This is a genomic window from Xenorhabdus hominickii (assembly GCF_002632725.1).
In the GTDB taxonomy this organism is placed as follows: Bacteria; Pseudomonadota; Gammaproteobacteria; order Enterobacterales; family Enterobacteriaceae; genus Xenorhabdus; species Xenorhabdus hominickii.
The window spans coordinates 768,966-781,976 of record NZ_NJAI01000001.1; the positions used below are offsets into that span (position 1 = coordinate 768,966).

Sequence of the window (13,011 nt, forward strand, 5' to 3'; positions counted from 1 at the left end):
ATAATAAATGTCATGGGCTGGCTTTATCCCTCATCAGTCATCAATTAGATGATGCTTGAGATAATGTTTCCTCAATTACGCGTGTAATCAATTTTGCACGTTGATCCCAGTTAAAACGCTCCGAAACCAGTCGCTGAGAGTGTTCGACTTTCGCCATTGTTTCAACCGGATTGCTAATAAACCATCGGATTTGCTCAGCAAAACTCTCTGCATTTTCACTGTCAGCAAAATTTACCGCGCTTTCATCAACAGCATCACGAATGGAAGGAAAATCAGAAATAACAACAGGCTTGCCCATTGCCATATATTCAAAAAGCTTGAGAGGAGATGTATAACGACTGCCGATACTGGTTTTCGTCAATGGCAGAACGCAGATATCATTATCAGCAATAACCTGAAAACGTTTTTTAGGGGAAATAAAACCAAGGAAATTGACTTTATCACTTACGCCAATTTGCTCGGCTGTTTTTAGTAATCGTTCAATCTGCTCAGGCGTACCACCGACAATATTCAATACTGCATTATCAAGGTAAGACATAGCCTTCATAACAGTAGGGATGCCTTTCCAACGATGTAAACTGCCCAAATAAAGTATCTGAGTTAGAGCTCCACTTTTGTGTTCCATGCCAGCAAGCATTAATTTTGTGGATTCAACAGCAAGTATATCAACACCATCAGGAGCCACTACGATTGGGGTTTGGACACCATATTCTTTACCAATATCTTCACGTAACAATGAAGTCAGAACAAAAACAACCTTAGAACAACTATAGACCTGCTGTTCAATCTTTCTCAATTTCTGGTATTTACGTTGATTTTTACTCCCGACTAAATCATGGGCTTCTTTAAAAGACTGAGCAAATACCTCATGGCTTTCAAAAAAGTGGGGGATATCTGGATGCTTACACAGCAGATAATTCGCCATTTTAATATTACGGGTAAAAATGGCATCAACCTGATGTTCTTTAAGCCAGCGAGAAACCTGAAAATAAAACAATTTCTGAGTATTCAGTGGGAAATACCACTTTCTACGTATATTTTGTAAGGTAATTAACTCGGCAGAAGGAGGCAATGGCCTGCCAATAATATCTTCAACTTGGCTGTGACCTTTTGGAGTAATCAAACAGACATGGTGCCCCTGACGGGCAAAAGCATCCACATTCTGCAAAATCTGCAGTGAAGCAACTCGATAATCAGGAACAGGATAAGGATCTATATACGCGATTTTCATTATTTTCTGATAGCGCCCAATAAACGATTTGCAGAATGTTCCCATGTATACATCGCTTCTATCCTCTGACGAGCATATTTACCCATATCTTTTCCTCTATCAGGTAAAGACAGGAAGTGGTTAACTGCAGCAGCTATGGCCTCCGCATCACCGGGGGATACTAGAATACCTGCATGGTTTTCATTGCCAACTACCTCAGGAATGCCTCCGATGTAACTGGCAATAACTGGACGCCCACACGCCATTGCTTCCGCAATCGTGATACCAAATGCTTCATCACCAATACTCGGGAACATACCAGCATCCCCCGCAGCATAAAATTCAGGTAATTGATCATGACCAACTGGCGGGTGAAAAATGACAGATTTTTCTAATTTCAATGCTGAAACCTGCTTTTTAAGCGATTTCAGACCTTCACCCTCACCAATAATCAATAAGTTTACATCCTTATCCCGCAATAAGGCCATTGCATCAATGGCGATTTTCATGCCTTTCCAACCGACCAAGCGGCCTGCAAACGTTAACAGAAACGTTTCTTCATTGATTCCTAATCGAGTTCGAATATCAGAATCAGCAGGCTTAAACTTATCGATATCTACACCATTATAAATGACATTAGGGAATTGCTTGAAGTGATGCTGGATCTGCCAGGCATTGAAATAGCTGCATGCAACCCATGCAGATATTTTCTGACCCAATATTCGATCGCCTTTAAAAAAACTTGTACCACCACTCATATAGCAAAACTGGGTATGGGAAGTTTCAGGCATCATTCTGGGCCAAAAAAAATCAAAGGGTTTTGTCAAAATAACCCAATCAAAATTTTCAGCAATAACGGCTTCACGGGCATGACGGGCAAAAGAATATCTTTCAACAATACGTTGAAAACGACGGCCAATATTGATGACTCGCTCTCTGGGAGTAAACGGGAAGGTATGAACATGAATATTTCTCTCTCCCAATGCAGGTCTGACATCTCCCGTTCCACCGAAAATATGGATTTCATGTCCCGCATCTGTCAAAGCTTTGGCCAACTCCCAAACAGCCGTTTGAATGCCGCCGTAAGACATGGTAACGGTAACATCGATAAATCCTATTTTCATTTTATTCATTACCCCTCTCTTCACTTTTAAGCAAGTTTTGAACTGCATGCCAAACCTGCTCAACCGATATCTCTGACATTGTATCTTGACGGGTTGCCTGTCGATAATCTACTGGATGTTCAATTACCGTCAATTTTAAATGCTGCTGAGGGGCAAGAAAACGGCCAGGATGAAAACTGTGATACAGCGCAACCATGGGGATGCCTAATGCCCCCGCTAGATGAGTAGTTCCGGTATCAACTCCAACGTATAAATTTAGTTGACTCATTACTGCCGCATTTTCTCGCATCGTCGTCTTACCAGCCAACGATGAGCACCTGTTTGTTCCCAGTTTCTCAGATAGCATTTGCGCACTATTTTCACCATCTTTACTGCCCAACAACAGAATATGCGCATGTGGATAATCACGATAAATACGTTGAGCTAATTCGTAAAAATGTTCTACAGGCCAATCACGGTAAGCTTTTGCGGGGAAACTCTGTAACTGAAAACCTATGGATAATCGCTGTTCCAAGCCCTGTTGACGAAAGAAATCTCTGGCATATTTCTCTTCACTCTGGCTCACGCAATATTGTAAACGCCAATCATTCACATCAATCCCAAGCGCATTAATCAACAGCGCCCTTTCCTGCTGCGCTTGCATCAGTTCCCGTGGTTTCTCCACAGTATACTCATTTGATTTTTCGCCAGTGTTATCCGAGAAATAAACCGTTAGCTTTGCTTTACGTTTGGCATACTGTAATAGCGATTTATCATGGCCATATACTAATGCCAAATCATAATGCCGACGAGAAAACCAACCGCTCCACTTGGCCTTTCCTTTTGAAAAACCCCTTAAATCATTAATTAAACCAATGTTTTCAAGGATTTCTTTTGTTCTTTTATGTACAAATACATCAATATTTGCTTCTGGCCATTTTTTCTTCAAAGCACGAATAACAGGTGTTACCAGCAAGGTATCACCAAAACGGGCAATATTAATGACCAAAATATTTTTGGGATGCATAATGATGAATACTACACTATCAATTCAGCAATTGGACTTCAGGCACTATACATCAAAGCCATACAATGTTCTATTAATCGATAAGACTTCTTTATAACCCTAAAAATGAAGTTTTTGCATTTCAATAAATCATTGATAACCTAACCACCCACTCATATTAAAGATAATTAAGTCAAAATAAGCAAAATATCATCGCTTGCTTTCCATACTGCGATAAAAAATAGACTCCATTTTTTCTAACATATTATTCATGCCAAATAAGTGAGTAGCCCGTTTCAATGAAACGTCTCCCATATACAAGCGCAATTCAGTATCTTTTATTAACAAATCTAATTTCTCTGTTAGCTGCTCAACACTTTTAGGTTCAATAATATATCCCGTCTCTCCATCAACTACAGCCTCTGTAATCGCCCCCACAGACGTAGAGACTACCGGCAATCCACATGCCATCGCCTGCATAATACCTTGTGGTACACCTTCATTACCAAACGAAGGCAGAGCAAAGATATCCATCGCATTCAAGCAATCAGGTACATCCTGACGGTTACCAAGAAAAACAACGCTCTCAGTCAGTCCTTCACGCTGAACTCGTGGTTCTAGGTTTTTTCTTTGGGGACCATCACCCACAAACAGCAATTGCCAGTCAGGATAACGCTGGTGAAGGATTTTCCAACTATCAAGTAAGTAACGATGCCCTTTCCAGGTTCTCATCGTCGCAACAATACCAAGCGTCGGTTTATCTTTGATACCAATGCGTTGACGGTTTTGTTGCTTGTTTTCAGGACAAAAGCGAGTCAAATCAATCCCTGTCGGGACAGAAGTCATATGAGAAAGTGGATAATCATTATACGTATGCAGATATTGGCGTAGTTTTTCACCTGTTGTCACAATATGTTGGCAGGCATTCAAATAAAGCCAACGAGTCGCTACAGATTTTGAAACATGAGTAGAAACATGACGGGTTCGGACTATCGGGGGCATACCTTTTAATGTGGCACATGCCGCAGCGACCAACCAGGAATCAGTGGAACTATGGGTATTGATCACATCAAACTGACGGCCTTCTTTCTTTAGCCAGTGACGCATTGCCCGCAAGCAAGGCAAGCGTTTTTTTTCAATCGGAAGCGCAACGACAGGCACACCATAGTGATGGGCTTCACGATGAAGAGTAGACGTTGGGCAGCAAACGATAACCACGTGATGACCACGTTGCATCATGCCCTGAGATTCCGTCAGAATGCGAATCTCCTGCCCTCCCCAACCACACGATGATTCTGTGTGTAAGATATTCAAGGTCTTTTTAGTCATTTTTCAGCGTCACACCTAGACAGTTAGCCATTAAAAAAGCGTTAGTATAACTGAACAGGATATGACATCCACGCATAACCTGATGTTAAACCCATCTGCTGAAACATTATCTACAGATATAAAAAAACCCAGCATAATGCTGGGTTTTTTTAATCCACTAAAATTATTTAATTTTAGCTTCTTTGTACATAACATACTGACGAACAACTGGATCGAATTTTTTCATTTCCAGTTTTTCAGGCATAGTACGCTTGTTCTTCGTAGTGGTATAGAAGTGACCTGTACCAGCAGAAGAGACCAGCTTAATTTTATCGCGAATACCTTTAGCCATTTTTCAGCTCCTTAGTACTTCTCACCGCGGGCACGCAGTTCAGCCAGAACTGTATCGATACCCTTTTTGTCAATCACACGCATACCTTTAGCAGATACACGCAGAGTTACAAAGCGTTTCTCAGACTCAACCCAGAAACGATGAGAGTGCAGGTTAGGCAGAAAACGACGCTTGGTCGCATTTAATGCGTGGGAACGGTTGTTACCACTCACCGGACGCTTGCCAGTAACTTGGCAGACTCGGGACATGTCTATTCTCCAAAAATCAAATAAGCTCGAGCTTTGTATTGAGTGTGGCCGCCTCGTCAGGCTTAGGAGCCCATCTCAGCATATTTTCGTTACTGAAAACACGTCTTTACTAAAAAGACCGTCACTGAAAAGACTAGCATTCTCCCAGTAAAAAAACTTACTGAGATAGGCTCTTCTCGCCAAACCCAAGATCCTCAAAGGTGGCGTAGTATACGCCCTCATTCGCCGATGCTCAAGTCCCGAACAACTAAGATCTGACCGGATCGAAAAAAAATTGTTTTAAATCCAACCCCTTTCCATAAATGAAACACAATATTGTTTTCCAATAACAATATGATCCAAAACTTTAACGCCAATCAAATCACACGCCTCAATAATTTTTTCTGTCACCAATTTATCTGCCAAACTGGGTTCTGGATTGCCGGAAGGGTGATTGTGAGCAAGAATAATCGATGCCGCATTAACTTTAACTGCCTGTTTCACAATTTCACGTGGATGAATTTCAACTTTGTTTATCGTTCCTTTAAACATTTCATCATGGCAAATAACCTTATTTTGGTTCGTCAAAAACAGAACCACAAAGACTTCCCGATCTTGCCAAGACAATAAATCCTGCAAATAACGCTGCGTCATCGTCGGGCTACTCATCACATCTTCATTGACAAATTGGCTGGAGAAAAAACGTTTTGCTAATTCAGACACGGCCTGCAATTGAACATATTTACACAGCCCCATCCCCTTATGTGAACAAAAATCGGCATAATCAGCGGATAAGAGATGATAAAGTGAGCCAAACGATTTCAACAAATGATCTGCCATTTGCACAACAGGAACACCTCTGGCTCCTGTACGTAAAAAAATGGCCAACAGTTCAGCATCCGTCAGGGAAACCGCACCATAAGCCAGTAGCTTCTCCCGGGGAGCAAGATTTGAATGCAATTCATCGCTTCTTTCTATTACTGTGACATCCATAACACATCCTCCCCTCAATATCCTTCTTCCTAGAACCGCCATCCATGGCTATGAAATCCATCAATCTGATATTTACTCACTCAATATCCCATGATGAAAAAATCATCTCTAGTCCCATTTTCATGGCTTGCGTAAAGCTTCGCAAACTTGTCATTTTTGGTTACCTAAATAGGGTGGATCCTCAACTCAATATTTTCTTATGGTAGAATCTTAAGGAATTGCAACTTACATCTGGACAATCAAAATGACAGGATTTTCCGGCACACAACGTTCTGGTGAACAACTTTCTGTTGATCAACTCTCGGGTAAACAAATCGTCCTCGGTATCAGCGGGGGGATTGCTGCTTACAAAACTCCTGAGCTAGTACGCCGTTTACGGGATCGCGGTGCTCAGGTACGCGTCGTTATGACCCCCGCAGCAGAAGCCTTTATTACCCCCCTGACATTACAGGCTGTATCAGGCTATCCCGTCTCCGATGATCTTCTTGACCCCGCAGCAGAAGCCGCCATGGGGCATATTGAGCTGGCAAAATGGGCTGATTTGATTATTCTCGCCCCTGCCACCGCAGACTTGCTGGCTCGCTTAACCGTCGGTATGGCAAATGATTTAGTCACTACGATATGCTTGGCTACGTCTGCTCCCATTGCTGTTGCTCCCGCAATGAATCAGCAAATGTACCGCGCACAGGCAACCCAACATAATCTGAGTGTACTTAAAGAGCGTGGTGTGCTGATTTGGGGCCCAGATGAAGGTAGTCAGGCATGTGGTGATGTCGGGCCGGGAAGAATGCTGGAGTCGATGGCGATTGTCGAACTGGCAACGCAACATTTCAGCACTGATGAAGATTTTACTAATCTGCACATTACCATTACTGCCGGGCCAACCCGTGAAGCCTTAGATCCCGTTCGTTTCATCAGCAATCACAGCTCTGGTAAAATGGGTTTTTCCATCGCACAGGCGGCGGCAGAACGCGGTGCTGAGGTGACATTAATTACCGGCCCCGTTAATTTACCAACGCCACAAGGCGTTAAACGCATTGATGTCAACAGCGCACTGGAAATGCATGAACAGGTTCAAGAAACGGCAATTTCACAGGATATTTTCATCGGTTGTGCTGCCGTATCTGATTACCGTTTCAAGCAAATAGCAACTGAGAAAATCAAAAAGCAGGGCGATGAAATCACACTAACGCTAGTGAAAAACCCTGACATTGTAGCAAGTGTTGCCGCAATGGAAAAAAATCGTCCATTTGTCGTTGGATTTGCAGCCGAAACCCAGAATGTGGAAGAATACGCGCTCGGAAAACTCAAGCAGAAGCACCTAGACTTGATTTGCGCAAATGATGTATCCCTAGCCGGACACGGCTTCAACAGTGATACCAATGCATTACATCTATTCTGGCATGATGGCAGTGTTCATTTACCCCACTGTGGTAAATTACAACTTAGCCACCGCTTATTAGACGAGATACTCAAACGCTATGATGAAAAAAATCGACGTTAAAATCCTTGATCCCCGCATCGGACAAGAATTTCCTTTACCAACTTATGCTACACCTGGCTCTGCGGGTTTAGATTTACGTGCTTGTCTGGATAATGCAGTGGAGCTGGCCCCGGGTCAGACTGAGCTTCTGCCTACTGGGATAGCTATCCATATCGCAGATGAACAATTGGCGGCGGTCATTCTTCCTCGCTCTGGCCTGGGCCACAAACACGGTGTGGTTCTGGGGAATCTGGTGGGGCTTATCGACTCCGATTATCAGGGGCAACTGATGGTTTCTGTTTGGAACCGTAGTGATAAAACATTCACTATTGAGCCGGGGGAGCGTATTGCACAAATGGTTTTTGTGCCCGTTGTACAGACTGAATTTAATTTGGTTGAAGACTTTGAAACCAGCGAACGCGGCAGCGGTGGTTTTGGCCACTCCGGTCGTCAATAACTTGCTATAAAGCCTGATACCGTCAACCGATTTTCATATTTTTTGCTCACAATGTTTTTGCCTATCGTATTGCTGACAGAAACATTGTTTTTGTCAGCAATAACGTTGTGGCAAAAATAGCTGGATTTGTTTTGCTGTTTTAGCAGGGGTCATATCAGACATGGCAGAAAAAGAACGTATAAAAAAGAAAAACAGGCGTGAGGAAATCTTGCAGGTACTGGCACACATGCTTGAATCCAGTGATGGCAGCCAACGAATTACCACTGCGAAACTCGCCGCAAACGTTGGCGTTTCTGAAGCAGCACTTTACCGTCATTTCCCAAGCAAAACCCGGATGTTTGACAGTTTGATTGAGTTTATTGAAGACTCCTTACTTTCACGCATCAATCTGATCCAGCAAGATGAAAAAGACACCATCACACGCATTCGGTTAATTCTCATTCTGCTTTTAGGATTTGCGGAGAAAAACCCCGGATTAACCCGTATCATGACGGGGCATGCTCTGATGTTCGAACAAGACAGATTACAAAATCGCATCAACCAACTATTTGAGCGAATAGAAGTACAACTTCGTCAAATTTTAAAAGAGAAAAAAATCCGTGATGGGCAAGGCTTCAAGTATGACGAAACCGTTTTAGCATCACAATTGCTTGCATTTTGTGAAGGAATGCTCTCTCGTTTTGTTCGCTCTGAATTTCGTTATCGTCCGACGACAGAATTTGAAGTACGCTGGCCATTAATATTAACCCAGTTACAATAGATTATTTACTGCACTGTAGTCAGTTCCAATCTTGCATTCAGTGAATGATAACGTGCGGTTTTTTTGTTGAGTTGTGTTAATATGTTCCAGCTACTTGAGTTCTCTATACCCGATTAATTTCGAGTTCTCTTGAAAGATGGAAGGAATATGGGGTAACTCAATAATGGCATCATATGCAGGATGCCATTTCTACTACTCACCCCGCCCACTTTTGGGCGAGGGATTTTTTTCGCTTAGCTATTATTATAATACGAACGATTATTATCTTACGAACAATGCTTATCTTACAAACGATCAGCGTTTATCGACCATCAGATACCATATTCTTTACGATAGTTTTCCACAGATTCCAGATGGGATTGCATTTCTGGATTTTCACGCAAATAGCTCACTAAATCACTCAAAGTAATGATGGAATAAACTTGGCAATGATAATCACGTTCAACTTCCTGAATAGCTGAAAGCGCCTCCTGGCCACGCTCCTGACGATCCAGACACAAGATCACACCAGACAGTGTTGCGCCATGTTGCTTAATGATTTCCATTGATTCACGGATCGCTGTACCTGCCGTAATGACATCATCCACAACCACAACATCGCCTTGCAGCGGACTACCAACCAACGACCCACCTTCACCATGATCTTTGGCTTCCTTGCGGTTAAAGCAATAAGGCATATCAATATCATGATGTTCCGCCAAGGCCACTGCTGTCGTGGTTGCAATCGGGATACCTTTATAAGCTGGTCCAAACAGCAAATCACATTTAATTCCGCTATCCAGCAGAGCTGCCGCGTAGAAACGACCAACCAATGCCAAGTCACGTCCGGTATTAAACAGACCCGCATTGAAAAAATACGGGCTTTTGCGACCAGATTTCAGCGTAAACTCGCCAAATTTCAGCACTTGTTTCTTCAGTGCCAGATCAATAAATTCGCGCTGATAGGCTTTCATTGGAGTTTCTCCTCTTTGATTTATTACTCAATTACAAATATTGCAGACATAAAAAAGGCGACTCTTCAGCCGCCTGATTAACTTATTATTTTAATGGATCTTGTTTTAGTGCATCTCGCTGCGCTTCAAAAATAGTTTCCAATCCCTCTTTTGCCAAAGAGAGCAGAGAGAGCAATTCCTCATGACTGAACGGTTCACCTTCTGCCGTGCCTTGAACTTCAATCATCCGGCCGTCATCCATCATAACGATGTTCATATCAGTTTCAGCCGCAGAGTCTTCAACATACTCCAGATCACAGAGGCCTTCACCCTCAACGATGCCAACAGACACTGCCGCAACCATTGCTTTCAGTGGCGTTTCTTTCAATTTGCCATCAGCAACCAGCTTATTCAGCGCATCCACCAGCGCCACACAGGCACCAGAAATAGCGGCGGTGCGAGTACCTCCATCCGCTTGGATCACATCGCAGTCCAACGTAATCGTGAATTCACCCAGTTTTTTCAAATCCACAGCAGCACGCAATGAACGAGCAATCAGGCGTTGGATTTCCATCGTACGGCCAGTTTGTTTGCCTCTAGCCGCTTCACGTGCATTACGGCTATTCGTCGCCCGTGGTAACATACCGTATTCAGCAGTGATCCAGCCCTGTCCCTGACCTTTCAGGAAACGTGGAATTCCTTCTTCAACGGAGGCATTACATAACACTTTGGTATCCCCGAATTCAACCAGAACCGAACCTTCTGCATGTTTCGTGTAATGACGGGTTATCGTAATAGGACGCACCTGCCCTGCCGCTCTTCCCGCTGGACGCTTTCCTACTAGGCTCATAGTGTTCTCTCCGCTGTTAAAACTTTATTGGGGGCGTATTATACGGCCTAACGTGGCGAATGCCTATCCTGCAACTGCATGGAGCGCTATAATCCGCCCATCATTTTATAAATTAGGAACGAGTTATGATCCGTAGCATGACCGCTTTTGCGCGGCGAGATATCAAGGGAGATTGGGGAAACGCTGCATGGGAACTGCGCTCCGTCAATCAACGTTACTTGGAAACCTATATTCGCCTGCCAGAGCAATTCAGAAGTCTTGAGCCAGTCATCCGTGAACGCATCCGTACCCGCCTGACGCGCGGAAAAGTAGAATGTAACCTGCGTTTTGAGCTGGATGCCCGCGCTCAAGGTTCCTTGATGCTGAATGAGAATCTGGCAAAGCAACTGATTGAAGCAGCAAACTGGGTTAAACTGCAAAGCGGCGAAGGTGAGATTAATCCAGCGGATATCCTGCGCTGGCCGGGCGTGATGTCTGCTGAAGAGCAAGATCTGGATGCTATCAGCACTCAGCTACTGACGGAGTTGGATCTGGCATTAGATGCTTTTATCCAGAGCCGTGAAACAGAAGGACAGGCACTTAAGGCACTTATCGAACAGCGTTTAGATGCAGTCACCGTAGAAATCGTTAAAGTCCGTGAGCAAATGCCTGCAATCCTGCAATGGCAGCGCGAGCGTTTACAAACAAAACTGGAAGACGCTCAGATTCAGCTGGAAAATAACCGCCTTGAGCAAGAGTTGATATTACTGGCACAACGCATCGACGTGGCAGAAGAACTGGATCGTCTGGATGCTCATATTAAAGAGACCCGTAATATCCTGAAGAAAAAAGAAGCCGTCGGCCGCCGACTGGATTTTATGATGCAGGAATTTAACCGCGAATCGAATACGTTAGCGTCAAAATCAATTAATTCGGATGTGACAAATTCTGCAATTGAGTTGAAAGTGCTGATTGAGCAAATGCGCGAGCAGATTCAAAATATTGAGTAACGTTTCATAGCATATCAGAACAAATCATAAAGCCAGTATATACTTTGTTATATCTGGCTTTTTTACTATCAGAGCATTGCAGAGCGAATCACAGTAGCGCATGATTAGCGTGTACCCCTAGGTGTACCCCTAACGATCACAGAACCTATTTAGGGGTACACGGCTATTTTTTATTGAAGATTGCACAATGCCTAAAATCACAGATAAAGAGATCAGGGCATGGATAAAATCCGGCGAAAGGTTCGAAGGGAAAGCGGACGGCAACGGGCTGTATCTATGCTATCGAGAAACCTATAAGCACCCTATATGGCGTTTTAGATATAAGTTCGCAGGAAAGCCCAGAGTGATGATACTAGGCTCATACATTGACCTATCACTATCAAAAGCAAGAGAACTAACCAGAGAGCTATCAGCCCGTGTTGCTTTGGGCTATGACGTTGCCGGAGAGAAACAGGAACGCAAGGCCGAAGCACTGGCAAAGATTGAGACAGAAAAAGCAGCCATAAAGGTATCAGACCTAGCGGCTGAATATTTTGAACGCCAGATACTCCCACGCTGGAAACACCCTGACATACTCCGCGGAAGAATAGACAAAGACATTAATCCTCGCATTGGTCATATGAAGCTGACGGCATAAATAGCCATTACCGCTATCGTATTCACCACCAGCAGGACGCACAGAAAGTTGTCAGCCTTATTAATAACCGCGCTAAAGCTGGTGGATATGAGGGCATATCTGAATCACAAGTTGAATTAATTTTGTCGCTGTACCCTACCGAATAACGGAGTAATAAACATGACAAAAAAAATGGCCTTAATCGGTCAGGGACTCACTCACTCTGAAAACAGTCAAGAACCTATTTTGAATATCGACTCAGCGGATATCTCATTTATTAAATTTGAGGGTGTACAGGTTCGAATTTTCAAAAATAACAATGAGCCGTGGTTTATTGCTGCGGACGTGTGTAAGGCTTTGGGGATCACGAACCCAAGTAAAGCTCTAAAGGCTTTAGATTTGGATGAAAAAAATACTGTAACTTTAAGTTATGGTATTCAGGGAAATCCAAAACGAGCTGGCATTTCAGAGTCTGGTTTTTACAAACTAATCACTCGTAGCCGCAAGGCCACCAAGCAAGGAACGTTTGCCCACAGATTCGCTAATTGGGTATCCAGATTATTAACGTCAGACATAAACACCTCACTTTATTATTCGTTAAAGGTCATTTCATCCTGCTGTTAACTCACCAGAAACCTTACTGAGGTCAAATCTTCATCTCAATCGGATTACTACTATAGCAAGGCTTATAATTTGAAAGGTGATAGGTGATAGGTGATTTAGTG

The 13,011-nt window shown here is 43.3% G+C and carries 14 protein-coding genes and 1 pseudogene; 6 read left to right on the forward strand and 9 right to left on the reverse strand.

Annotated elements, in window-relative coordinates; genetic code table 11:
* Window positions 1-40: 40 nt before the first annotated feature.
* The 7 genes from Xhom_RS03505 to radC all read right to left on the reverse strand — a co-directional run bounded on the left by Xhom_RS03505 (window position 41) and on the right by radC (window position 6,199).
* Window positions 41-1,231, reverse strand: a complete 1,191-nt coding sequence (locus Xhom_RS03505) for a glycosyltransferase family 4 protein (RefSeq protein ID WP_069317415.1) — start codon at window positions 1,229-1,231, stop codon at window positions 41-43.
* A complete protein-coding gene (locus Xhom_RS03510; RefSeq protein ID WP_069318520.1) occupies window positions 1,231-2,334 on the reverse strand; it encodes a glycosyltransferase family 4 protein in 1,104 nt (367 codons plus the stop codon). The genes Xhom_RS03505 and Xhom_RS03510 overlap by 1 nt, the downstream gene beginning before the upstream one ends.
* A gap of 1 nt (window position 2,335) precedes the next feature.
* Complete coding sequence (locus tag Xhom_RS03515) at window positions 2,336-3,340, reverse strand: glycosyltransferase family 9 protein (protein WP_069317416.1); 1,005 nt, start codon at window positions 3,338-3,340, stop codon at window positions 2,336-2,338.
* Window positions 3,341-3,529: 189 nt separating this feature from the next.
* The gene (locus Xhom_RS03520; protein ID WP_069317417.1) at window positions 3,530-4,648 is read right to left on the reverse strand and encodes a glycosyltransferase family 4 protein; all 1,119 of its coding nucleotides are present in this window, start codon (window positions 4,646-4,648) and stop codon (window positions 3,530-3,532) included.
* Between the two features lie 163 nt (window positions 4,649-4,811).
* Window positions 4,812-4,979 (reverse strand): 50S ribosomal protein L33, encoded by a 168-nt coding sequence (gene rpmG / locus Xhom_RS03525; RefSeq protein ID WP_054479979.1) that lies wholly within the window; start codon window positions 4,977-4,979, stop codon window positions 4,812-4,814.
* 11 nt (window positions 4,980-4,990) lie between these two features.
* Window positions 4,991-5,227 (reverse strand): 50S ribosomal protein L28, encoded by a 237-nt coding sequence (gene rpmB, locus Xhom_RS03530; RefSeq protein WP_038239873.1) that lies wholly within the window; start codon window positions 5,225-5,227, stop codon window positions 4,991-4,993.
* Window positions 5,228-5,506: 279 nt separating this feature from the next.
* Window positions 5,507-6,199, reverse strand: a complete 693-nt coding sequence (radC, locus tag Xhom_RS03540) for a RadC family protein (protein WP_069317418.1) — start codon at window positions 6,197-6,199, stop codon at window positions 5,507-5,509.
* Between the two features lie 244 nt (window positions 6,200-6,443).
* Between radC and coaBC the strand changes: the two genes are divergently transcribed.
* The 3 genes from coaBC (at window position 6,444) to slmA (ending at window position 8,899) form a co-directional block, all read left to right on the forward strand.
* On the forward strand, window positions 6,444-7,703 hold the full coding sequence (gene coaBC, locus Xhom_RS03545; protein ID WP_069317419.1) for a bifunctional phosphopantothenoylcysteine decarboxylase/phosphopantothenate--cysteine ligase CoaBC: 1,260 nt from the start codon (window positions 6,444-6,446) through the stop codon (window positions 7,701-7,703).
* A complete protein-coding gene (dut, locus tag Xhom_RS03550) occupies window positions 7,681-8,139 on the forward strand; it encodes a dUTP diphosphatase (protein ID WP_069317420.1) in 459 nt (152 codons plus the stop codon). Before coaBC ends, dut begins: the two co-directional genes overlap by 23 nt.
* 160 nt (window positions 8,140-8,299) lie before the next feature.
* Window positions 8,300-8,899 (forward strand): nucleoid occlusion factor SlmA, encoded by a 600-nt coding sequence (gene slmA / locus Xhom_RS03555; RefSeq protein WP_069317421.1) that lies wholly within the window; start codon window positions 8,300-8,302, stop codon window positions 8,897-8,899.
* A gap of 311 nt (window positions 8,900-9,210) precedes the next feature.
* On the opposite strand, the gene pyrE is transcribed toward slmA, so the two are convergent.
* The gene (gene pyrE, locus Xhom_RS03560) at window positions 9,211-9,852 is read right to left on the reverse strand and encodes an orotate phosphoribosyltransferase (protein WP_069317422.1); all 642 of its coding nucleotides are present in this window, start codon (window positions 9,850-9,852) and stop codon (window positions 9,211-9,213) included.
* Window positions 9,853-9,937: 85 nt separating this feature from the next.
* Entirely contained in the window at window positions 9,938-10,681 is a 744-nt protein-coding gene (gene rph, locus Xhom_RS03565) for a ribonuclease PH (protein ID WP_069317423.1), read from the reverse strand.
* Between the two features lie 125 nt (window positions 10,682-10,806).
* On the opposite strand from rph, the gene Xhom_RS03570 reads away from it, so the two are divergent.
* From Xhom_RS03570 to Xhom_RS03580, 3 genes and pseudogenes are all read left to right on the forward strand, one after another.
* Window positions 10,807-11,670, forward strand: a complete 864-nt coding sequence (locus Xhom_RS03570) for a YicC/YloC family endoribonuclease (protein WP_069317424.1) — start codon at window positions 10,807-10,809, stop codon at window positions 11,668-11,670.
* Between the two features lie 187 nt (window positions 11,671-11,857).
* Window positions 11,858-12,298, forward strand: a pseudogene (locus tag Xhom_RS03575) (Arm DNA-binding domain-containing protein); the annotation flags it as partial.
* Between the two features lie 168 nt (window positions 12,299-12,466).
* Window positions 12,467-12,910 (forward strand): BRO-N domain-containing protein, encoded by a 444-nt coding sequence (locus Xhom_RS03580; RefSeq protein WP_084023187.1) that lies wholly within the window; start codon window positions 12,467-12,469, stop codon window positions 12,908-12,910.
* Window positions 12,911-13,011 lie beyond the last annotated feature (101 nt).